Source organism: Stenotrophomonas sp. S49, from assembly GCF_016624905.1.
In the GTDB taxonomy this organism is placed as follows: domain Bacteria; phylum Pseudomonadota; class Gammaproteobacteria; order Xanthomonadales; family Xanthomonadaceae; genus Stenotrophomonas.
On the sequence record NZ_JACVUD010000073.1, the window covers coordinates 1 to 22370 of the forward strand.

At 65.2% G+C, this 22370-nt stretch carries 21 protein-coding genes and 1 tRNA gene; 16 read left to right on the plus strand and 6 right to left on the minus strand.

The genetic code is table 11. The features are described from left to right. Positions 1–168 precede the first annotated feature (168 nt). The 3 genes from IAE58_RS14690 to IAE58_RS14700 form a co-directional block, all read right to left on the minus strand. Complete coding sequence (locus tag IAE58_RS14690) at positions 169–2151, minus strand: head maturation protease, ClpP-related (protein ID WP_199934448.1); 1983 nt, start codon at positions 2149–2151, stop codon at positions 169–171. A gap of 1290 nt (positions 2152–3441) precedes the next feature. Then, positions 3442–4125 carry a hypothetical protein gene (locus IAE58_RS14695; protein WP_199934447.1) on the minus strand — a complete coding sequence of 228 codons (684 nt, stop codon included), beginning with the start codon at positions 4123–4125 and terminating at the stop codon, positions 3442–3444. Between the two features lie 515 nt (positions 4126–4640). Beyond that, a complete protein-coding gene (locus IAE58_RS14700; RefSeq protein ID WP_100049961.1) occupies positions 4641–4862 on the minus strand; it encodes a helix-turn-helix domain-containing protein in 222 nt (73 codons plus the stop codon). 93 nt (positions 4863–4955) lie between these two features. Between IAE58_RS14700 and IAE58_RS14705 the strand changes: the two genes are divergently transcribed. The 6 genes from IAE58_RS14705 (at position 4956) to IAE58_RS14730 (ending at position 8715) form a co-directional block, all read left to right on the plus strand. Then, positions 4956–5351: an Arc family DNA-binding protein gene (locus tag IAE58_RS14705; protein WP_267908096.1), complete on the plus strand. Its 396-nt coding sequence runs from the start codon at positions 4956–4958 to the stop codon at positions 5349–5351. A 5-nt stretch (positions 5352–5356) separates the two neighbouring features. Further along, positions 5357–6520, plus strand: coding sequence for a tyrosine-type recombinase/integrase (locus IAE58_RS14710; RefSeq protein ID WP_199934445.1), 1164 nt, complete (start codon positions 5357–5359; stop codon positions 6518–6520). Positions 6521–6530: 10 nt separating this feature from the next. Continuing rightward, positions 6531–6606 (plus strand) — tRNA-Ile (locus IAE58_RS14715). A 79-nt stretch (positions 6607–6685) separates the two neighbouring features. Then, positions 6686–7135: a GNAT family N-acetyltransferase gene (locus tag IAE58_RS14720; RefSeq protein ID WP_199934444.1), complete on the plus strand. Its 450-nt coding sequence runs from the start codon at positions 6686–6688 to the stop codon at positions 7133–7135. Positions 7136–7207: 72 nt separating this feature from the next. Continuing rightward, complete coding sequence (locus IAE58_RS14725) at positions 7208–7627, plus strand: H-NS histone family protein (RefSeq protein ID WP_199934443.1); 420 nt, start codon at positions 7208–7210, stop codon at positions 7625–7627. 101 nt (positions 7628–7728) lie between these two features. Further along, positions 7729–8715 carry a glycoside hydrolase family 43 protein gene (locus tag IAE58_RS14730; protein WP_199934442.1) on the plus strand — a complete coding sequence of 329 codons (987 nt, stop codon included), beginning with the start codon at positions 7729–7731 and terminating at the stop codon, positions 8713–8715. A 21-nt stretch (positions 8716–8736) separates the two neighbouring features. Here IAE58_RS14730 and IAE58_RS14735 read toward each other — a convergent pair whose 3' ends face one another. Next, a complete protein-coding gene (locus tag IAE58_RS14735) occupies positions 8737–9378 on the minus strand; it encodes a glutathione S-transferase family protein (protein WP_199934441.1) in 642 nt (213 codons plus the stop codon). A gap of 211 nt (positions 9379–9589) precedes the next feature. Between IAE58_RS14735 and IAE58_RS14740 the strand changes: the two genes are divergently transcribed. After that, the gene (locus IAE58_RS14740; RefSeq protein ID WP_199934440.1) at positions 9590–10543 is read left to right on the plus strand and encodes an alpha/beta hydrolase; all 954 of its coding nucleotides are present in this window, start codon (positions 9590–9592) and stop codon (positions 10541–10543) included. 72 nt (positions 10544–10615) lie between these two features. After that, on the plus strand, positions 10616–10978 hold the full coding sequence (locus IAE58_RS14745; protein ID WP_199934439.1) for a hypothetical protein: 363 nt from the start codon (positions 10616–10618) through the stop codon (positions 10976–10978). Here IAE58_RS14745 and IAE58_RS14750 read toward each other — a convergent pair. Beyond that, positions 10966–11640, minus strand: coding sequence for a hypothetical protein (locus IAE58_RS14750; protein ID WP_199934438.1), 675 nt, complete (start codon positions 11638–11640; stop codon positions 10966–10968). The two genes, IAE58_RS14745 and IAE58_RS14750, sit on opposite strands and share 13 nt — an antisense overlap. Before the next feature lie 374 nt (positions 11641–12014). On the opposite strand from IAE58_RS14750, the gene IAE58_RS14755 reads away from it, so the two are divergent. The 3 genes from IAE58_RS14755 (at position 12015) to IAE58_RS20120 (ending at position 16386) form a co-directional block, all read left to right on the plus strand. Next, the gene (locus tag IAE58_RS14755; RefSeq protein ID WP_199934437.1) at positions 12015–12467 is read left to right on the plus strand and encodes a PA2169 family four-helix-bundle protein; all 453 of its coding nucleotides are present in this window, start codon (positions 12015–12017) and stop codon (positions 12465–12467) included. A gap of 174 nt (positions 12468–12641) precedes the next feature. After that, positions 12642–13520, plus strand: coding sequence for an NAD(P)-dependent oxidoreductase (locus tag IAE58_RS14760; protein ID WP_199934436.1), 879 nt, complete (start codon positions 12642–12644; stop codon positions 13518–13520). A gap of 331 nt (positions 13521–13851) precedes the next feature. Continuing rightward, positions 13852–16386 (plus strand): methyl-accepting chemotaxis protein, encoded by a 2535-nt coding sequence (locus IAE58_RS20120; protein ID WP_199934681.1) that lies wholly within the window; start codon positions 13852–13854, stop codon positions 16384–16386. Between the two features lie 80 nt (positions 16387–16466). On the opposite strand, the gene IAE58_RS14770 is transcribed toward IAE58_RS20120, so the two are convergent. Further along, a complete protein-coding gene (locus IAE58_RS14770) occupies positions 16467–16853 on the minus strand; it encodes a DUF2628 domain-containing protein (protein ID WP_199934680.1) in 387 nt (128 codons plus the stop codon). A 216-nt stretch (positions 16854–17069) separates the two neighbouring features. On the opposite strand from IAE58_RS14770, the gene IAE58_RS14775 reads away from it, so the two are divergent. From IAE58_RS14775 to IAE58_RS14795, 5 genes are all read left to right on the plus strand, one after another. Continuing rightward, positions 17070–17240: a hypothetical protein gene (locus IAE58_RS14775; RefSeq protein WP_199911384.1), complete on the plus strand. Its 171-nt coding sequence runs from the start codon at positions 17070–17072 to the stop codon at positions 17238–17240. A gap of 365 nt (positions 17241–17605) precedes the next feature. Further along, the gene (gene mdoH, locus IAE58_RS14780) at positions 17606–19531 is read left to right on the plus strand and encodes a glucans biosynthesis glucosyltransferase MdoH (protein WP_199934679.1); all 1926 of its coding nucleotides are present in this window, start codon (positions 17606–17608) and stop codon (positions 19529–19531) included. Between the two features lie 50 nt (positions 19532–19581). Further along, entirely contained in the window at positions 19582–20241 is a 660-nt protein-coding gene (locus IAE58_RS14785; RefSeq protein WP_199934678.1) for an alpha/beta hydrolase, read from the plus strand. Positions 20242–20244: 3 nt separating this feature from the next. Then, a complete protein-coding gene (locus IAE58_RS14790) occupies positions 20245–21288 on the plus strand; it encodes a sensor histidine kinase (protein ID WP_199934677.1) in 1044 nt (347 codons plus the stop codon). A 10-nt stretch (positions 21289–21298) separates the two neighbouring features. Next, positions 21299–22027 carry a LytTR family DNA-binding domain-containing protein gene (locus IAE58_RS14795; protein WP_108750352.1) on the plus strand — a complete coding sequence of 243 codons (729 nt, stop codon included), beginning with the start codon at positions 21299–21301 and terminating at the stop codon, positions 22025–22027. Positions 22028–22370: the final 343 nt, after the last annotated feature.

Here is a 22370-nt window from a genome sequence, read left to right on the forward strand (position 1 = left end):
CTGGACCACGCACCGTGCCCGGTGCTGGTGGAAACGCGGGGGGGGTTTCCGCCCCCCCCCCTCCGCTGCCGGCTCACCCCGTGATCAGGGCGCCGGCTGCCAGTGTTGTTACAGACACCGCTGGCTGGTCTGACTCCACTGTTCCGTACGTTGGACACGTCGGATCAGCTAGTTCAACGGTACTCGCACAGCGCCACGCCAATCCAGCCATCGTGCGCCGAAAACGTGCCGTACCTTGTATTTGCGGGAGTCGTTGTTGAATCCCTCCTCCTCGGTTATGCGAGGGCCGTTGTCCTCTTCCAGGTGAGCACGTTCCAAGGTGTCCACCGAATCAGGCGAGGTGAGCAGCCAGAACGCGTCATCAGCCAATCTGGCCTCGACTACCAGTTCCAGCTTAGCTAGCCAAGCTGGGATGAGTGCATTCTCTTCCCCCTGGGAAAGACTACGGGCAGCCGCTGCCAGAAGAACTTCCGCCGCCTGTTCGTGCTCGGGTGCAACAAGGAGGAAGCGCGGCGGGAGGTTGAGAGCGCCGCCGCCGATCGCAGTCTGTCTACGGAGCAGCACCCGCGCAGCGCCAAGCGCGTCAGCGCTAATGACAGTAGCTCCCGTGGCGAGGTTCTTGTGATCGGAGTGGAAAAGAGGCTTCCCATCCTGCATCAGCACACCTGCTCCATCGCTCTCAGAGAACGTGCGATACACCGCATCACCTTCGGCACGCGCTGCAGCCTGACCCATGGCTTGGGTGATCCGGAGAAAGGCGCTCAGGTCATCGTTGACCAGTGCTTCCCAAGTCAGCTGCACAATGCGTCCGAACTTGCTGACCTTATAGGGAACGGACTTGTCCTCATCCATGCTGCCGAGGGTATAGTCCGCCCCTTCCGGCACCAGCAGTAGCTCTGGCGCGCTGCCGAGTAGAACACGAGATTGTTCCTTGAAGTCAGGGACCAAGACCCGACGCGTCCACGCCTGGTAGGTCGCAGGCTCCGACTCGTAGCCACCCCTTAGAGCTTTTCCGAGCGTGTTCTCCAGAATCGCGGGGAAGTCAGAGGTGCTCATTGCAGCACGAACGAGTGCTGAGCGGCCACCAGTGGATGTATCGGCCCAGCGGCCACCGCGGCTAACGCAGGCACGCATGATGTCGCTCAGCGACATGCCGCCGATGTCTCTGGCTCCGGCATGAGGGTTTTCAATCCGAATACCCGCACGAATCACCAGGGCGTCACTCGCCGCGCCAACAAAATCAGAGCCTGTACCACCAGAGTGCCCCCCAAATGCAACCCGGGTTCCATTACCGTGCCCGCCACCGAGCGGTTCAGATCCGCGTCCCAGCGCAGCGAGCAGATCGGCCCGGAACCTATCAATCGACATCGCAGGATCCGCAAGAGCGACTCGGGCTAAGCTCTGGACCTCAGGGCTCAGCGGGAAGCTCCGAGACAAGCCGGCTATCTCGTCATTGCGTGCGCGCTGAGCGGCGAGGAAGTCCGCGTGAGATGCCGGGTTGGGGGCGGCACCTTGTGGTGCGGACTCGGCGGAAGGTTGCTGCGGAGCAGCGGTCACGCAACCTTCGGGACGCTGGGGCGAGTGAGTTACGGAAGTGCTTCGGGTCATGGTGATGAGTTCCTGTGGCGTTCGGCGATAGGCCAAGTAGTTGGATTCAGAGTGAGCTGCGTAGGAGATTGCCTCGGCGATTTCATCTATGAAGCCGAGGCGAAGTGCCTCGCTAGCATTCATCCACGTCTCTTCCGCGAGCATCTGGATCAATTCCTTTCTACTGATCCCGGATCGGTCGTATGCGGTGAGCATCGCGTCGCGATGCAGGTCTAGCGTCTCGGCCTCCCTTCGCAGCTCGGCGGCGTTCCCTGAAGTGCTTGGAATCCAGGGATCGTGGATCATGAAAATCGCATTCTCAGCCGCGACGATACGCTGGCCGGCCATCGCAATAACACTGGCTGCGGATGCAGCAACGCCGTCGATGTAGACGGTTGGCTTTCTCGGGCGCAGGGCGTTGAAGATTGCCAATGCCGCGTGCACGCTACCGCCCGGTGAGTTGATGCGAACCTCGACCGCATTGCGCGGATCGGAGCGGAGTTGATTCAGCACCCACTGAGCATCTTCGGGTGCAATTTCGCTGTAGAAGGTGAGGATGATCATCGTGGAAGTAGATTCCCTCGCCCGCCACTGACAAAACAATATGAGGGTGTGTCAGTGACCTTGAGCGGTGAGGACTCGATAGAACTGTCGTTGCGATCCAGGGAGCCGGGCGAGCAAGGAGGCGGCATAGAGGCATTCTCGTGGCGTGGCCGGTTCACCTACCATGGCTGTAGTGCTGCCCCGTGTCCGCATGCGACAGAGAGTCTTTGCCTCCCTGGACAACACACCAGCACGCTCAAATTCGCTTCCGGTAGGAAGCAGGAGCGCCGCTCGCCGTATAAGAGCATCGCGACGCCTACGCAGTGCTGCTCCGCCGACTGTTGCCTCTAGGCATTCGAGTATTTCGTCCTGCAACTCGGCGGAGGGTGCCACCCCGGCGGCTCGACAAACCCGCAGCCGTGACAGCGCCTCATCAATCCTGTTAACCATGCGATCGGTCTCCGCAGCTCAGGCGGGCAGGCTCAGGTTTGTAGCGTCGTGTTTCACGGGAATCAAAGCCATGGGAGGCATAGTCACACGCTCCCCCGCCCCCCATCGTGGGATGCAATCGCCGGATTTTTTGAACTCGGCAGGTCGATTCAAGCAACAGCTCCGGAAGAGCGGCAGCGCGAACGGAACGGGCCGGGACAGTTCTGCTCTCCCTCAACTCTTTCTTCAAGAAGAAGGTTAGGTAGTAGGAGCGCGCGAACGCACGGGTAGGTGCGGGCAGTGCGGGCGGATGTGCGGCCGCGCTACGCCCGCGATGCGTTGGCGTAGTGGGTGTGTGCGGCGTGTGCGGGCTGTGCGGGCATGTATACGTGTGCGCGCGCCTGCATGTGCGTGTGCGCAGGCACGCGCCTGCATGCGCATGTACGGGAAGTGTCCCGCACAGCCCGCACGCGCCGCACATGCCCGCTGCCGCAAGGGTTCTCTGCATGCGCCGTGCCCGCACACATGCCCGCACAGCCCGCACATGCATGAACGTACAGGGGCGACCGGTTAAGTCCGGCTGCGGATACCAAAGGGGGTATCGCCTGGTGAGTGCGCTGTGATGCCCGAAGCATGTGGACAGGATAGCTGATCTCCTGGGAGGCTTGTCGGTCAAGCAACAGGAAAGCAACGTACTTGCCTCAATTAAGTAAGGCGGCAGATCACTATCTACCGAGCAATTGCGCGTCCGATTACCCGCGATGGGTGCCGCCAGGGAGGACCCAACGCCGGATTGAGACCGGCGCCACAGCGCCTGATCGGCTCTCAGGTGCTCGGCAGACAGTGGCGCGCTTCTAGCCCTCACGGGGGGGATGGGGGCTGTCATGGGGCGTTTCCTGCGTCCTTAGCGGCCGTTTGGAAGGCTGATATGCAATCCCCTAGCCAATCGGTGAGTGAGCCTGGTCGCTTGGCGTCCACCTTCGGAACTAGCAACATGGAGGGGCCATTGAGGCGCCCTCCATGCCGCCACCGCTTGCGGGCAGTGCTCACACGCCCGCATTTGATTAACGCAGGCACAAACTGAGCGATGTAGGCAGGGCACTGTCCCTCGGCGGTGGCCCATGTTTGGTAGAAGGCGTACACGTCGACAGACAGTGCCGGCGACCACGGCAAGCCGAGCGCGCCACTCTCCCATGCATCGAGAAATTCCTCCACTGCTGGCGAACCCAAAGACCTGCTTCTATCTTCGGGCAAAGCTTCCACCTCCTTCCCCAAATCAACGCCCGTCATGCGCCTCGTGTGCTCTAGCGCGAAGCGTAGTCCCCGCTTCTTCCCTAGGCTCATCCGGTCCGCAATTTGCATTGCGCCGGCAAACGCACGAGCTGCCGCCTCCGTACGTTCGACTCGTCGCTCCAGATCCAACGGTAGCGAGAGCGGCAATTCGGTTAATCGCAACGACTCTTCCAGGCGGTGCTGGACTTCGCTGGCCAGCGTGTGATTCTTTTGGGATGCTGAGTTGACGAGTCGTTTTGCCAAGCGTGTCGGCAATTCCACGGAAACGCTCATTGCTCCCCCAACCTGGCGCGGAGACTGTCTATCGAATTCTCCGCAGAGTATGCGAGCGCCCTTGCCGCCCTCGAAAGGCGGTCATGCGCTACGGAACCGAGAGCCGACTTGAACTCATCACAGGCCATCTGCCCGGCATGCATTACTTCGAGTACCCCAATCAAGCCGGACAAGCACTGATCGATGTTTGCAAGGTCGATGCTGTCACGGCTGAAGCCGTGCACCCCCCGGGACCAGGCGCTGCCGTCGCTGCCGTCGTACATGTATCCATCGCGGATGCCTGCTAACAGGCGAACCGCTGTGTCTGTGCTCTCTTCCTCGTTGCTGGGCGCCAATCTAGACGCCGCGATACTGGCGTTCTCGAGTGCGCTTTCAGCGGCCGTTGAGGCCAGGGGCTGGGTGGGCTTGTTTACAGCGGCGCGTGCTGTAGCATTGCTGGCCATAGTCGTGTCGTTCCTGTGAGAGGGTTCGGTATCGATTGCAACGGTCCGGGAGTTCGCGCTCCCGGGCCGTTTTTATTTCTTTTGTCCACGACTGTCGGTCGTCTCAACTACGGCCCCGCCGATGTAGGCATCAAGATCCGTGCGGCGATAGAAGCACTGTCGGCCAAGTCTTACGTAGCGAGGGCCGCGTCCATTTGCGCGCATTTTTTCCAAAGTGCTTTTGCTGATTCCTAGGTATGCAGCGGCCTCCACGCCTTTGAAGCGTTCGGGCGGGATTGCAGTAGCGCTTTTCATCTAATCCTCCAAATGGCCCACAATGGGCCATTTGTTGCAATGTCCCACAGTGGGTCATTGCAGTCAAGGCCCACTTTGGGTCATTCTTTGCAAATGGCCGCAACAGACCCCCATTTCAAAATCAGGCTGCCTGAATGGCTTAAGGCGCGATTGGACGAGGCCGCTAAAGAGGCCGGGCGCTCTTTGACCTCAGAAATCGTGCTCCGGCTCAGGCAGAGCGTGGATACGCTCGATGACTTGATGCTGGCGAATCGGACTGCAGAACTGACCCAAGCTGGCCGGGACCTCAGGGATGCTCGAATGCGTCTGGAAGACGCTGAGGACAATCCGGGCGCACCGGACCATCTCAAGGCCGTTCTGCGGTTAGCTGTCGAGGTCGACGAGGCTAGGTACTTGGCATGCAAAGCGCGCCTTGATGATCTGGCTTCGAATATAGAAAGGCACTTGGTCGGCGAAGGAAAGATCTCCGCCGATAACACCCAGAAGTAGGTGCTATGGCGACCTTCCTCAAACTCACGCGGCCAGCTACGCGGGCCTTGAAGCCCAATCAATCGATCAGTGAGCAAGGGATCACCTTCACCCGCACCGCGAACGGTGACGGGCGGTGGTCGGTCAACGTGATGGTGGCCAGGCGCCGGCATCACCAAGTGGTGGGCCTGGAGTCGGAGGGATACACCCGCACGCAGGCGGAGGACGTGGTGGCCGCGCTCAAGGCCGCCAAGCGCAGTGCGTCCCACGGGGTACAGGGGAGCAAGGGCAACGCCTCCCAGACGGTAGCGCAGGCTGCTGACGACTACCTGGACTATCTTCGCCGGCATGACGGCAAGGACATTGACACCAAGAGGCGGCGGTTCCGCGATCACATCAAGCCCCACCTCGGGCGCCGACCCGTGGCCAGGCTGACCGATGATGACTGGCTCGCCTACGTGGCCACCCGGAAGGGCGAGGGCGCCAGCCCAGGCACGATCAACCGTGAGCGCTCAGCGCTGCTGCACATGCTCAATACGATGCGGCGCCGGAAGATCCTCGCTGCAGCGCCGCTGCTGGCCCGTCAGCGCGAGCCGCAGGGCAAGCTGGTCTACCTGACCCCGGAAGAGTCACAGCGGCTGCTGCTGGCCGCGCAGGAGGATCTGTCGCCGTTGGCACACCGGTTCGTCATGGTGACGCTCTACACCGGTCTTCGGCACAGCGCTGCGCTCAACTTGCGCGCCGGCGATGTCGACGCGCAGCGGCGCATCCTGTGGATCGGCAAGGACAAGGCCGGTCGGCGCGAGCAGCCGATGCCGCAGGTGCTGGCCGACTACCTGGCCCAAGTCATCGAAAGTCTTCAGGCCGACGACTTTCTCTTCCCCTCGGCACGCGCCGGCAGCGGCCGGGCATACCAGATGAATGCCGTATTCGCGCGGTGCGTGCGAGCTGCGGGCATCACCAAACACGTCACCCCGCACACCATGCGCCACACCGCTGCTACCAACGCCGCGCACGCCGGGCTTGATGCGGCCACCATCCAGGCGATGGGCGGCTGGAAGACAAGAGCTATGGCAGAACGGTACACTCACGCGGCTTCGATGCAGGACGCAATGGCGGCCCTACAGCAGCAGCTTTCAGGTGACGCGGTTACACCGGAATTACCGCGCCCTCCGCGCAAACGCGCCTGAACCCCTTACAGGGCCTATAGCTCAACGGTTAGAGCAGGGGACTCATAATCCCTTGGTTCCAGGTTCGAATCCTGGTGGGCCCACCAACGCCTCCATCGCGAGCCAGCCTTCAGCACCGCGCTCACACCCCAGCGCCACGCTCAGGCCTCTGCAAGGAGGCTCCCCATGGCACCCACCATCCGCATCGCGTCGTCTTCCGACCTCCCGCAGGTCGCTGCGCTCTTCAACGACTACCGGCAGTTCTACGAACAGCCTGCCGACCTTGAACTGGCCACGACTTTCATGCGCGAGCGGTTGCAGGCCGGCGATTCACTGGTGCTGGTAATCGAATCCGAAGAAGACGGAATCGTCGGGTTTATCCAGTTGTATCCGCTGTTCGATTCACTAAGCGCGCGGCGCAGCTTTATTTTGCACGACCTGTATATCGCGCAGTCGGCACGTCGCCAGGGCCTGGCCCGTGCGCTGATGATCGCGGCAACCGACGAGGCACGTCGGCGTGGCGCGGGGCGCCTGGAACTGCAGACCGGCCGTAGCTACCTGCCTGCGCAGCGGCTGTATGAAGGCCTGGGATGGGAGCGTGACGACGCATTCTTCGTCTACGCCATTCACCCATAGGGCGCGCCGGGCGTCGGATGTCCTGTAAACCCAGCTTGACACCCGGCCTGCCGCAGTGGACCTTTCCCCCCCATGACTATCGATATCGAATCGCTCAGCCTGCGCGAGCTGGGCGCCCTGGTGGCGGCCGCTGAACAGCGCAAGGCCCTGATCACCTCCCGTCGCCCGGCTGCCGCCGTGCGCCGCCTGCTGAAGGCCGCCGCCGCCGAAGCCGGTTACACCATCGAAGAACTGTTCGGTGACGATGCCGACACCGCGCCCGCACCGGCCCGCAAAACCACCCGCCGCAAGTCCGGCAAGGTGGCGCCCAAATACCGGGATCCCGAATACAAGCGCCTGACCTGGACCGGCCGTGGCCGCATGCCGCGTTGGCTGGCACACAAGGTGTCCATGGGCCACAAGGTCACCGATTTCCTGATTCCCGGGCTGGCCAAGCCGACGGCGGGCAAGACCAGCACCATCGGCAAGCGCACCGTCATCAAGAAGGCCTGAGGCCGGCGTTCCACTCCCGCATGCGGAGTGGGACCGCCTTCGCATTCCTTATCTGGATCGATCTAATATGCTCCCATCTATCCAACACGGGAGCGCACGGCATGGCGTTGTGGAAGTGGATGATGGCCGCCTGCATGACGGTGGCACTGGCGTCGGGCGCGCAGGCAGCGCCGCCGGCCACCTCGGGTAATCCGATTCTGCAGGGCTGGTATGCCGACCCGGAAGCAGCCGTGTTCGGCAGCCGCTACTGGATTTTCCCGACCACCTCGGCCGTGTACGAAGCGCAGACCACCTTCGATGCGTTCTCGTCGCCCGATCTGCTGCACTGGACCAAGCATGCCGACGTCCTGAACGCCAAGGCAGTGCCTTGGGCCAAGCGCGCCATGTGGGCGCCGTCGGTGGTGGAAAACAAAGGCAAGTACTACTTCTTCTTCGCTGCCAACGACATCAAGAACGATAGCGAGCTGGGTGGCATCGGCGTGGCCGTGGCCGACCGCCCGGAAGGCCCCTATAAGGATCTGCTGGGCAAGCCGCTGGTCGGCGGCTTCCATAATGGCGCCCAGCCCATCGACCAGTTCGTGTTCAAGGATGACGATGGCGCCTGGTACATGATCTACGGCGGTTGGAAGCACGCCAACATCGTGCGCCTGAAGGACGATTTCACCGGCGTGCTGCCGCTGGCCGATGGCACGCTGTTCAAGGAAATCACCCCGGCCCCGGAATACGTGGAGGGCCCGCTGATGTTCAAGCGCGGCGGCCGCTATTACTTCATGTGGTCCGAAGGCGGCTGGGGCAGCCCGGATTATTCGGTGGCCTATGCCATTGCCGATGCACCGACGGGGCCGTTCAAGCGCGTCGGCAAGATCCTGCAGCAGGATGAAGCCATCGCCACCAGCGCCGGCCACAACTCGGTGATCCAGGTGCCGGGCACCGATCGTTGGTACATCGTCTACCACCGTCGCCCCCACGGTGACAGCACCCGCGACCATCGGGTGACCGCCATCGAGCGCATGCAATTCGATGCCCAGGGCCACATCCTGCCGGTGAAGATCACCCATGAGGGCGTGGCGGCCGATCCGCTGCGCTGAGGCGGGCGGAGCGGCGCGCCATCAGGCGTTCTGGAACACTGCCAGCTGCGCGGCGAACGCGCGCTGGTAGGCCGGTCGTGCCGTCGCACGCGCCACGTAGGCGGCCAGCAGCGGGAATTCATCGACGATGCCGCTGCTCTTCAAGCGCAGCAGCACCGACACCATCAACAGATCGGCGGCGCTGAACCCAGCTTCCAGCCAGGGGCCATCGCCCAACCGTGCGGACAGTTCGCCCAGCCGACGTCGCACGCGCTCATCCAGCATCACCAGCCGCTGCGCATACCAGGGTTGTTCGCGTTCCAGCACCCAGGCCAGCGAGCGTTCGACAATCGGCGGCTCCACCGTGTTCAACGCGGCGAACATCCACATGATCGCGCGCATGCGTGCGTTGCCATCGGGCGGCAGCAGGCCGGGATGTTGATCGGCCAGGTGCAGGATGATCGCGCCCGATTCGAACAGCACCAGGTCGCCCTCTTGATAGGTGGGAATCTGCCCGAACGGATGAAGCGCGCGGTGTGCCGGTTCCTTCATTTCAGCGAAGCTCAGCAGGCGCACGTCGTAGGGTAGGCCCAGTTCTTCCAGTGCCCAGCGCACGCGCATGTCGCGGGCCAGGCCCTGGCCACGGTCGGGGGAGGTGGCAAAGGCGGTGATGGTCGGTTGCATGGTGCTGCTCCTGCAGGGAGACGGCCTGCGCTATGTCTTCCGACGAACGATGGGGGCGCCGTTCGACAGGTTGCACATGGCATCAGGCGGATGAGGTCGCAGCACATCGATCCAATACGGTCGATCAAGTTTTACGGACCATTCGTCACCGATGCGCCCGGTTCCGGGCGCACAGTAGCGCCTGTCCAACCACCCAAGACGAGGTTCCACCATGAAATTTGCTACCCGTACCCTGGCCGCCGCCGTGCTGGCCCTGTCCGTGCAGGCCGGCGTGTCCGCCCAGGCCGCCGAGCCGGCCAAGCCGGCCGCTGTCACCAGCATTGCCCGCACCGCCAGCTACATCACCACCGCCGATGGCGTGCAGCTGTACTACAAGGATTGGGGCCCGAAGGACGGCCCGGTCGTCACCTTCAGCCACGGCTGGCCGCTGAACTCGGACAGCTGGGAATCGCAGATGATCTTCCTGGCCAACCACGGTTACCGCGTGATCGCGCACGACCGTCGCGGCCACGGCCGTTCCAGCCAGCCCTGGGAAGGCAACGACATGGATCACTACGCCGATGACCTGGCCACGGTGATCAACACCCTGGACCTGCACGACGTGACCCTGGTGGGCTTCTCCACCGGCGGCGGCGAAGTGGCGCGCTACATCGGCCGCCATGGCACCGGCCGGGTGAAGAAGGCCGTGCTGATCAGCTCGGTGCCGCCGTTCATGCTGAAGACCGCCGACAACCCCAACGGTCTGCCGATCGAAGTGTTCGACGGTATCCGCAAGGCGCAGATGGAAAACCGCGCGCAGCTGTACAAGGACATTCCGTCGGGCCCGTTCTACGGCTTCAACCGCCCGGGCGCGAAGGTTTCCCAGGGCCTGATCGACGCCTGGTGGGCGCAGGGCATGCAGGGTGGCCACAAGAACACCTACGATTCGATCGCTGCGTTCTCGGCTACCGACTTCCGCGCCGACCTGAAGAAGTTCGATGTGCCGACCCTGGTCATCCACGGCGATGACGACCAGATCGTGCCGATCGACATCTCCGGCCGCCAGTCGGCCAAGCTGATCAAGGGCGCCAAGCTGATCGTATACCCGGGTGCGCCGCACGGCCTGACCGACACCCACAAGGACAAGGTCAACCAGGACCTGCTGGCCTTCCTGCAGCAGAAGTAAGGCACCAGCGCCCCGGCAACCTGCCGGGGCGTTGTCACGTGAGGGAAGGGTTCGCGGCTGCGATAATGGGCCATGCACACCACGTCCCTCACCGTCACCCTGGAAGCTGCGTTCCTGGGACTGCGCGCGCTGCCATGGTTCGCGCTGGCGCACAACAGCCTGAACCCGCGCCTGATACTGCACGCGGACCGTGTGGAATACCGCGTGCTGCGCCGCCGTGAGCGGCCCTACAGCGCGATTTCCGAAGTGGACTACCGGAACTGGCGCAGTACCCAGAACATCGTGCTGGCATTTGAAGGAAGCGCATTCACCTTCATTGCCAATACCGGGGTTCTGGGGCGCACGCGTGGGGCCATTGCGCGACTGCAGGCGCAGGGCTGCGTGTTGTCACCGCGCGCGCAAGAGTTGCTTGGAAGCGCGATTCAACGGCCATGAAGTGCCCAGATCTCAGTGGCAATGGAGCTCTGGTCAAAATGGCCGCACACCGACAGTGCTGCGTTTCCTTCGTGGATTCCGGGAGACAGCCCCCCGGTAGAGCAGACCACCCCGCGTGAGACCCACAGCCATTTGTTAAGGGAAACCGATTCGCCGACATTGCAACCCGGGATGAAACTGGCCACCCATGACACGACCTGACCGCTGACAGTTTCAAACTCCGCATCGGCGTGAACGGCATATCCGCCAGGATCCCCGCGGTACACAGAGCCGGGGCCATCCATGACGATGCTGCTTGTTGCCCCACATGAGTTCCGCTTCGCAGACGGTGCTACGGTCTCGGCCCTTGTTTGATCGGGCTTGCCTGGCCGCGGCGCGGTTCCCACACAGGACAGCAGCGTGTGGGTCTGCGGTGAAAACACGGACACGCTGTCCCTCGAAACGGTTCCGCCTATGCGGGCACAATAGCGATCCAGTGCATCCAGCGTCGAAGGTGATTGCTGGCTTGCATCCAGCTCCAGCATTCCACTGGCCAGCTCGGTATGGACCAGCTCTACCGTTTCACCCGTCCCAAGCCGATAAACGCGTCGCAGCTGCGATGGCGCCGCACTGGCTGACGATGCGTGGGGTCTGGATTCTTCGATCAAGGTGAAGTCATCCATCCGCGGAGCATCTGTACTGCCGTCTGCTGCTCGTGCTGGACCGGTCGCACCGAGTAGAAGGAATAGCAGGCATGCCGAAGTGACCAGGGGGTTCATTGTGGAAGCGCCTTTTCCAGATGGCGGCACGCGACTGTGCACAGGCTGAATCTAGGCGTGGGGCGATGCCCATTGAAAGAGGCAAAAGCGTCTGCAATTGCTGCAATCACGTGAAGCAGCTGCAACGCCGCGTGAAGCAGTCAGCGCCGGTTCTACAGCGTGATTCCCGCATCAATCGCTGCTCACCTGCACCGCACACGCGTTCGATCACTGTGGCTGCGCACGGCAACGGTCATGCACCGCTGCCCCTTCCCGCAGATCCGAAAAGGAGCCACGCCATGAGCACCCAGTCCACCATCGAAAGCCGTCTGAACGACCTGATCGAAATCGCTCGCGACGGCAAATCCTTCTATGAAGAAGCGGCCACCAAGGTGAAGGATGCCGAGCTGTCGGCCCTGTTCACCCGCATCGCCGGCGTCAAGGCGCGCATCGTGACCTCGCTGAGCAGCGCCGTGGCCGCCACCGGCGGCAAGCCGGCCGAGCACGGCACCATGGTCGGTTCCATGCAGCAGTTCTACGGCAAGGTGCGCGCCGCCTTCGGCGATACCAACTACGGCTACGTAGCCGAGCTGGAAGAGTCGGAAGACCGCCTGCTGGGCGCGTTCAAGGACGCGCTGAAGGAGAACGACCTGCCGCCGGCCGTGCGCCAGGAAGTGACCCAGTGGCTGCCGGACGTGCAGGAGTGCCACGCCGTGATGCGCACCCGCAAGCACGCAATGAAGGCCGCTTGATCGCCTGAACGTTTCTGGCTGACCCCCACCAGCCAACCCGGGCCCCGCCACATGGCGGGGCCTTTCTGTGCGTGCGCGCACAACTGCAATGCGCTGCTCTCGCAGTGGTCGCACTGCCTGCCTAGAATCGCTTCATCCCGGTACGTTCCGGGCGCTGTCGAGTGAATGGATTCCATGAAGATTCTGCTGACCGGAAGCTCCGGCCGCATCGGCCGCGCGATCTTTGGTGCGCTGGCGGCGCAGCACGAGGTGATCGGGCTGGACCGCAGCCCGTTTGCCACCACGCGCATCGTGGCCGACGTGACTGACCGCACGGCACTGCAGCGCGCCCTGGATGGCGTGGATGCGGTGATCCATACCGCCGCCCTGCACGCGCCGCATGTGGGCCTGGTGGACGAAGCGGTGTTCCAGACGGTGAACGTGGACGCGACCGCGCAGCTGCTGCAGCTGGCGCGGCAGGCGGGTGTGCGGCGGTTCGTACTGACCAGCACGACGGCGCTGTATGGCCACGCGGTGGTGCCTGGCGGCTGCCGCTGGATCGACGAAGACACCCAGCCGCAGCCGCGCACCATCTACCACCGCAGCAAGCTGCAGGCCGAAGCACTGGCCGAGCAGGCCGCATCGGCAAGCTTCAGCGTGCGCGTGCTGCGCATGGGCCGTTGTTTCCCGGAGCCGCCCGAGCGCATGGCGCTGTTCCGCCTGCATCGGGGCATCGACGCGCGCGATGTGGCCAGCGCGCATGCGGCGCTGCTGCTGGACGAAGGTGGCGTGTTCCAGCGCTACATCGCCTGCGGTGCCAGCCCGTTCCAGCGCGAGGATTGCCTGCAGCTGGCCGTTGATACTCGCCAGGTGCTGGCGCGGCGTGCGCCGCAGCTGCTGGCCGAATTCGATCGCCGTGGCTGGTCGTTGCCGCCGTCGATCGACCGGGTGTACGACAGCCGCCGGCTGCAGCAGCAGCTGGGCTGGCAACCGCGCCACGGGCCCGAAGAGGTGTTGCAGCAGTACGCCGCCGGCAGCATTGAAGTGCTGCCCCGCGCGATGGCCCGACCGTAACCCGTAGCGTCGAGATTGCTCGACGGCCATGAACGCCGGCGGCACCGCGCCAGTCGAGCAAGCTCGACTCTACGAACGGGCGCGCGCCGGCGGGCACCCGGGTTCCCCGTAGCGTCGAGCTTGCTCGACGGCCATGAACGCCGGCGGCACCGCGCCAGCCCACCAGGCTGAGCGCGTTCAGCTTCGGCGCCCGGTTCGGCTCAACCTGTGCGGCGCGCGGCCGTTAACCCGGTGCGCGCCTTCTTCTGGAAGGTGGCCCGCGCGAGGGATCGCGCATCTGCGCGGTGCCCCCACCGGTGCCGGTTGTCCTGAATCACCTGCGGATCCTTCCATGTCGCCTTCCCGTTCTACGGCTGCCCGTCGCCCCGGCAGCATTGCCCACAAGCTGATGCTGGGCACCGCGCTGATCGCACTGCTGTGCTTCGGCCTGACCGCCTTCCTGATCTACCGCCAGGCCAGCAGCAGCCTGATCAACGCCTCGCGCCAGACCATGGCCAGCGAAGCCAATGCCGAAGCACGCAAAGTCGCCGCCGACCTGGGCACTGCCTTCGCCAGCAACGACGCCATGGCCGAGGCCGTCCTGGCCCAGCGCGCGCGCGGCGATGTGCCCGACCGCGCCAGCCTGGCCGCCATCATCGGCGACCAGCTGCACGCGCACCCGGAATGGCTGGGCAAGAGCACCATGTGGGAAGCCGATGCCTTCGATGGCAAGGACGCCGAATTCGTGAACACCGAGGCGCACGACGCCACCGGTCGCTACATGAGCTACTGGGCCTGGCAGGACGGCAAGCCGACCCAGTCCACCATGACCGACTACACCGAGAATGCGAGCGGCTCCAGTGATTGGTACGTGGGCCCCAGCCGCGACAAGCTGCCCAAGGTCAGCGAACCCTACGCCTACGACATCGGCGGCCAGCAGGTGCTGATGAGCACGCTGAGCACGCCGATCGTAGAAAACGGCACCTTCCTGGGTGTGTTCACCGTCGATTTCTCGCTGGCCGCCCTGCAGAAGCACCTGGCCACGCTGGCGCCGATGGGCGCCGGGCGGGTCGAGCTGCTGTCGCCCAAGGGCGTGGTGCTGGCTGCTGCCAACCCGGCCGAGATCGGCAAGCCGCGCAGCGATGCCGGCACCCGCGCCATGCTGCAGCAGATTGCTGCCGACAAGACCGTGGAAGCCTTTGAACCGGACGATGCCGGCAACGTGCGCCTGTACGTGCCGCTGAAGATCGGCAACGCGCCGCAGCGCTTCGCCCTGGGCGTGGTGGTGCCGCATGCAGTGATCGTTGCCGAAGCGCGCCAGCTGCTGTGGCTGACCCTGCTGGTGGGCGTGGTGGCCGCGCTGACCCTGAGTGCCGGTGTGTACGTGCTGCTGCGCCGCCTGGCGATTCGTCCGCTGGCCGAAGCCGTGCGCATCGCTGGCGATGTGGCCGCCGGCAAGCTGGATTCGGCCATGCCCGCACGCAGCAACGATGAAATTGGCCGGTTGCTGGAGGCGATGCAGGCCATGCGTGGCCAGCTGCAGGCGGTCATGGCCGCCCAGGCCGAGATGGCGCAGCGCCACGATGCCGGGCAGATCAGCTACCGCATGGATGCTTCGGCATTCCCGGGCGAGTACGGCCGCATGGTGGCCGACAGCAACCAGCTGGTGGCGTCCAGCAATGCGGTCACCCAGCGCCTGGTGGAGGTGATGCAGCGCTACGCCGTGGGCGACCTGAGCGTGGACATGGAAACCCTGCCGGGCGAAAAGGCGGTGTTCACCGCGGCCATGGCCACCACCAAGAACAACCTGGGCGCGATCAACGATCAGATCCAGCAGTTGGCCGCCGCTGCCGCTGCCGGTGATTTCGCCGTGCGCGGCGATGCCCAGCGCTTCGAGCATGATTTCCGCCGCATGGTGGAAACCCTGAACACCATGATGCAGGTGAGCGACCACAACCTGGCCGCGCTGTCCACGCTGCTGCGCGCAATCGCCGCCGGCGACCTCAGCACGCGCATGCAGGGTGATTTCCACGGTGTGTTCGCGGTGATGCGCGACGATGCCAACAGCACCGTGCAGCAGCTGACCCAGATCGTCGGCCAGATCCAGCAGTCGGCCGCCAGCATCCGCCTGGCCGCCGGCGAGATTGCATCGGGCAACAACGATCTGTCGCGCCGAACTGAAACGCAGGCGGCCAACCTGGAAGAAACCGCCGCGTCGATGGAAGAGCTGACCTCCACCGTGCGCCAGAACGCCGAGCACGCCCAGCAGGCCAACAGCCTGGCGGCGTCGGCGGCCGGCGTGGCCAGCGAAGGCGGCCAGGTGGTCGGCCAGGTGGTGCAGACCATGGAGCAGATCGAAAGCTCGTCGCAGCGCATTGCCGAAATCATTTCGGTCATCGACGGCATCGCCTTCCAGACCAACATCCTGGCGTTGAACGCCGCGGTGGAAGCGGCGCGTGCCGGCGAGCAGGGCCGCGGTTTCGCCGTGGTGGCCAGCGAAGTGCGCGCGCTGGCACAGCGCTCGGCGGGCGCGGCCAAGGAGATCAAGGAGCTGATCGATGCCTCGGTGGCCCATGTCGGTGCCGGTGCGCAGCTGGTGCACGGTGCCGGCCGCACCATGCAGGACATCGTGGGCCAGGTGGGCCGGGTGAACGAGATCATGGCCGAGATCTCGGCCGCCTCGCGCGAGCAGTCCGCCGGCATCGAGCAGGTGAACCAGACCGTGGTGCAGATGGACGAAACCACCCAGCAGAACGCCGCACTGGTGGAAGAAGCCACGGCCGCTGCGCGGGCCATGGAAGAGCAGGCCGAACAGCTGGCGGTGGCGGTGTCGCGCTTCCGCCTGCACGCCGATGCCACGGCGTCGAAGGTGCTGCGCGCCGCCTGAGGGCTGGAAACGAAGACGCCCGGCGGGGGCCGGGCGTCGTGTGCATCCTTGCCGCGCATCCATGCGCAGGTCTGATTCGCTCAGAACATTCCTTCAAACGGGTTCCAGCTGGTGCTGCCCTTCACCTGTTCCAGGTAGTAGGCGTAGTTGGTGCTGGAGGCCACCAGGAAGTTGGTGGCGATGAACAGGGCGCGGGCGACGATTTCCGGCAGTACGAAGGCCAGCGCCATCAGCACGACGTTGATGCCAATCACCACGATCGCCTTGCGCCACATGCCCAGGATGAACAGGTAGATGGCGCCGAAGAAGAACGCGAAGAAGTTCAGGTTGATCTTCAGCCGGTCGCCGAAGGACAGGGCCTTCCAGGCCTGCTTGAAGCCGGGCTCCTTGGGGGCACCGTGCTGCTGGTAGAAGGCAAAGCGGAACTGCCACTTCGGACTGAAGCGGGAGAGGTCTACGGCATTCATTGAGTAGGGACATCCCTGTAAGAAAACGTTTTCATGATAAATGGCGGCGCATTCAGGTGGTACAGGGTCGCGTCAAAAATGTGACGCCTTGCTCAGGAATTCGCCGCGTCCGGCGGTTGCACCGTCACCCACCCGCCTTGTTTTTAGGATAGGGTGCGCAGTTCCGCTGGCGCCCCGGCTTCATCCAGGCGTTGGCGGAATGTCCATGGAGGTTGCATGACCACAGCTGCTACACCGGAAAACGCACCGGGACCGGTGCTTCTGCCGACACCTGAAGTGGTGCAGGCACAACAACTGCTTGCCCGCCAGCAACTGGCGGTGGCGATGGAGCGCGCGCGCGCGGCGGCCAGCGGTGCCGCCAACACACCGGCACTGGCCGACGAGTGATATTTGCCAGGGCCGGGATCGCGTTGGCCGACTGACGCGACCGGCCCACTTCTGCGCATATTCATGAGAGTTGTTCTCATTTGTAACGATCCAGCCCGGCGCTCGCCTGCTGCTGGCTGAATGGGGACATTTCCCGGCACAAACCTTCGCACTGGGCTTACATTTGCCCGCCTAGACTGGGCCGCATTTTTCGATTCCGCCCCGTTGGAGATCGTGTGGGTTCCGGTAGTGACAGACATCGACTGCGCGGCGTGAAGCCCTTGCAGACTGGACAAGTGCGGGCGCCGGGAAGGCGCGTCGGGAACCTTGGTGCATGCAGCCCGGCCGGGATGGCGGGGCGCAGCGCCTGGGCGGAATAGGCCTGCATGGAAGTTCAAACCCACATTCCGAGCACGGGCAACCCGGAACTGGATGCCGGCTGGGCGCTGCTGCCTGCCGAATCGCCGCTGGTCATGCCCGAGCAGAGCCTGGGCGAGGGCGCGCTGAAGGTGCGTCGCCATCGCACCTCGCCGCGCCTGATCGGCCTGCGCCGCCTGTACATCCTGGGCGGCACGGCCGTGATGACCGCCGCCGCCACCCGCATGATGTGGCGGGTGCTGTCGGGCAATGGCATCAGCGTGCTGGAAGCCTGCCTGCTGGTGCTGTTCGTCGGCCTGTTCGCCTGGATCGCGCTGTCCTTCGCCAGCGCCGTGGCCGGCTTCCTGACCGCCGTGTTCGACCGCGGCTACCGTCTGGGCATCGACCCGGACAAGCCGCTGCCGGCGGTGCACAGCCGTACCGCGCTGCTGATGCCCACCTACAACGAAGATCCGCGCCGCCTGCTGGCCGGCCTGCGTGCCATCTATGAATCGGTGGCGGCTACTGGCCAGTTGCAGCGCTTCGACTTCTTCGTGCTCAGCGACACCCGCCGCGAGGACATCGCCCGCGCCGAAGAGCAGGTGTTCAACGAACTGCGCGAGCTGGTGCCCGACGGCCAGGTGCGCCTGTTCTACCGCCGCCGCAGCGACAACAGCGGCCGCAAGGCCGGCAACATCGCCGATTGGGTGCGCCGCTTCGGCGGTGCCTACCCGCAGATGCTGATCCTGGACGCCGACAGCCTGATGACCGGCGACAGCATCGTGCGCCTGGTGGCCGGCATGGAACACAACGCCGACGTCGGCCTGATCCAGACCCTGCCGTCGGTGATCGGCGGGCGCACGCTGTTCGCGCGCATGCAGCAGTTCGGCGGGCGCGTGTACGGCCCGGTCATCGCCCGCGGCGTGGCCTGGTGGCACGGCGCCGAGAGCAATTACTGGGGCCACAACGCGATCATCCGCACCCGCGCCTTCGCCGACCACGCCGGGTTGCCGGCGCTGCCCGGGCGCAAGCCCTTCGGCGGCCACGTGCTCAGCCACGATTTCGTGGAAGCCGCGCTGATGCGCCGCGGTGGCTGGGCCGCGCACATGGTGCCCTACCTGGGCGGCAGCTATGAGGAAGGCCCGCCCACCCTGACCGATCTGCTGGTGCGCGACCGCCGCTGGTGCCAGGGCAACCTGCAGCACGGCAAGGTGGTGGGCAGCCGTGGCCTGCACTGGATCAGCCGGGTGCACATGCTGATCGGCATCGGCCATTACTTCACCGCGCCGATGTGGGGCATGCTGATGCTGATCGGCATTGCCATCCCGCTGTTCCAGGAAGGCATCGATTTCAATGCCGTGCTGCATCTGTCGCCCAGCGTCTACTGGCGTGCGCAGGATGAAGTGCAGGTGGTGCGGCTGTTCGGCGCCACCATGGCCGTGCTGCTGATGCCCAAGGTGCTGGGCTATCTGGCCATGCTGCTGGACCCGGTGGATCGCCGCGGCTGTGGCGGTGCGATCCGCGCCTTTGTGTCGATGCTGGTGGAAACCGTGCTGGCGGCGCTGATGGCGCCGGTGGTGATGTACGTGCAGTCGCGCGGCGTGGCCGAAGTGCTGTCCGGGCGCGATTCGGGCTGGGATGCGCAGCAGCGCGACGACGGCGGCATTTCCTGGTGGGCGCTGGTGCGAGGCTACGGCGGGCTGGGCCTGTTCGGCGCGTTCATGGGCCTGCTGGCATGGGCAGTGTCGCCGTCACTGGCAGCCTGGATGGCGCCGGTGGTGATCGGCATGGTGCTGGCCATTCCGGTGGTGGCGCTGACCTCCTCGCGCGCGCCCGGTGCCTTCCTGCACCGCCTGGGCCTGCTGGATATTCCCGAAGAGAATCTGCCGCCGCCGGTACTGGTGCGCGCCGCGCAGCTGCGCCGCGAGGCCGCCGAGCAGCCGCCGCTGTACTGATCCCCGCGCGGCACCGGCATAATGCGGCTCGAACGTACAGGAGCCGCAACATGCTGCAAACGGTGGAACAGGAAACCGGCGCTTCGCCGCAGTGGTCGGTCATCTGGCTGCACGGCTTGGGCGCCGACGGCCATGACTTCGCACCCATCGTGCCGGAACTGGTACGCCCGCACTGGCCGGCGCTGCGCTTCGTGTTCCCGCACGCGCCGGTGCGGCCGATCACCATCAACAACGGCGTGCCGATGCGCGGCTGGTACGACATCGTCGGCATGGACTTCCGTTCGCGCGCCGACATGGCCGGCGTGCGTGAATCGATGGCGCAGCTGGACGCGCTGATCGCCCGCGAGATCGAGCGCGGCATCGCCGCCGACCACATCTTCCTGGCGGGCTTCTCGCAGGGGGGCGCGGTGATCCTGAGCGCCGCGCTGGCGCGCACCGCACCGCTGGCTGGCCTGATCGCGCTGTCCACGTACCTGCCCGACGCGCAGAGCGCCACCCGTGTGGAAGGCGCCGTGGACGTGCCGGTGTTCATGGCCCACGGCACCGGCGATCCGGTCATTCCGCTGGCGGTGGCCGAGCACAGCGCGCAGGTGCTGCGCGACCTGGGGCTGCAGCCGCAGTGGCACAGCTACCCGATGGCCCACCAGGTCTGCGCCGAGGAAATCGACGCGCTGGGCGATTGGCTGCAGCAACGGCTGGGCGTGGCCTGAGCCATGGCCGCCGCCAGCGCTGCCCCATGGATGCCGGAACTGTGCCGCCTGCCGCGGCTGGCGGCCATGCTGGGCCTGGCCGAGCTGGTCGTGGTGGTGCTGGCGCTGGCGCCCGATGGCAGCCGGCACTGGACGCTGGGCGAGCTGGCTTCGGCCAGCGGCTTCGCGCTGTGGCTGGCGCTGGCCGTCAGCATCAGCCTGTGCGCGCTGCGGCGGCCGTTGTCACGCCTGCCCGAATCGCTGGGCGCGGTCGCCGCCGTGGCCCTGGCGGCGCTGATCGCCGTGGCCTGCGCGGCCATCATCCACGCGCTGTATGCGGTCCTGGGTGACAACTTCACCCGCGGCATCAGCTTCCTGCGCTTCACCCTGGGCAGTGCGGCCACCACCGCGCTGATCACCGCGCTGGCGCTGCGCCATTTCTATGTGAGTGATCGCTGGGCCGCGCAGCTGCAGGCCAATGCACGCGCACAGGCCGATGCGCTGCAGGCGCGCATCCGCCCGCACTTCCTGTTCAACAGCATGAACCTGATCGCCAGCCTGCTGCACCGTGACCCGGCCGTGGCCGAGCGCGCGGTGCTGGATCTGTCCGATCTGTTCCGTGCGGCGCTGGGCGCGGGCGAGGGCGATGCGACCCTGCGCGAAGAATGTGAACTGGCCGAGCGCTACCTGTCCATTGAGTCGCTGCGGCTGGGTGATCGCCTGCAGGTGCGCTGGCAACGCGACGAACCGCTGCCGTGGGAGCTGCCGATGCCGCGCCTGGTGCTGCAGCCGCTGGTGGAAAACGCGGTGCTGCACGGCATTTCGCGGTTGCCGGACGGTGGCACGATTGAACTGCACCTGGCCCGGCAGAGCGATGAACTGCAGATCACCGTGCGCAATCCCGCACCTGACCCGCAGGCGCCGGGGCTGGCGCTGGCACGTGGCGCGGGCCATGCCCAGCACAGCATCGGTCATCGCCTGGCCTGGCGCTTTGGCCGCGGTGCGCGGATGACGGCAGGCTGGAGCGAAGGCTACTATGCCTGCCAGGTGACAGTGCCGATCCAATGAAGGAGCGACCGTGAGGGTGGTCATCGCCGATGACGAACCGCTGGCCCGTGAACGCCTGCGCAGCCTGCTGGCCGCGCAGGAGGGCATCGAGGTAGTGGCCGAAGCCGGCAACGGTGAGCAGGCGCTGCACGCCTGTGCGGAACTGCAACCGGACCTGGTGCTGCTGGACATCGCCATGCCGGGGCTGGATGGCCTGGAAGCGGCCCGCCACCTGGCCAGTTTCGAGCCGCGCCCGGCGGTGGTGTTCTGCACGGCCTACGATGCACATGCGCTGTCGGCGTTTGAAGCGGCGGCCATCGACTACCTGATGAAGCCGGTACGCGCCGAGCGGCTGGCCGCGGCGATCGCCCGCGCGCGGACATTCCTGGCCGGTCGTGATGGCCAGCCGCAGCACAACGGTGGCCAGGCCCGCAGCATGCTGTGCGCGCGCCTGCGCGGCAGCCTGCGGCTGATTCCGCTGGACGATATCCACTACCTGCAGGCCGAAGAGAAGTACGTGGTGGTGCACCACGCACGCGGCGAAGACCTGATCGAGGAATCGCTGAAGTCGCTGGAGGAAGAGTTCGCCAGCCGCTTTGTGCGCATTCACCGCAACTGCCTGGTTGCACGCCACGAGCTGGTGGAACTGCGGCGTGGCACGGGCGGGCAGGTGCAGGCGGTGCTGCGGCATGGCAAGCAGCCGCTGGAAGTCAGCCGCCGCTGCGTGGCGACGCTGAAGCAGGAAGTACGGCATCTGTAGGGGTGCCGCGCGGCCTGCGGCCGCGACCGCTTACGAGCAACATCTGAAGCAACAGCAACAGCAACAGCGGGTCATGGCTCGTTGTTTCTACGTGCTGGGTCGGGCCGGGGTGAATGGCTGGTTGTTTCTCGGGGGGGGGGGGGGCGGGGGGGGGGGCGCGGGACACGCTGCAAGTACATCCATGTAAGCTCGTAGGCGCCTTGCTCGCGCGCACAATCCTGCGCGCCCGGCAAGGCCGGGGTTGGGCGTCCTGCCCAACCCGCCCGAGGCATGCCTCGGGCCCATGGCGCCTGCGGTCCTGCGCCCCCCCCCCGGCCCCACCCACGGCGTGAACCGGGGGCGG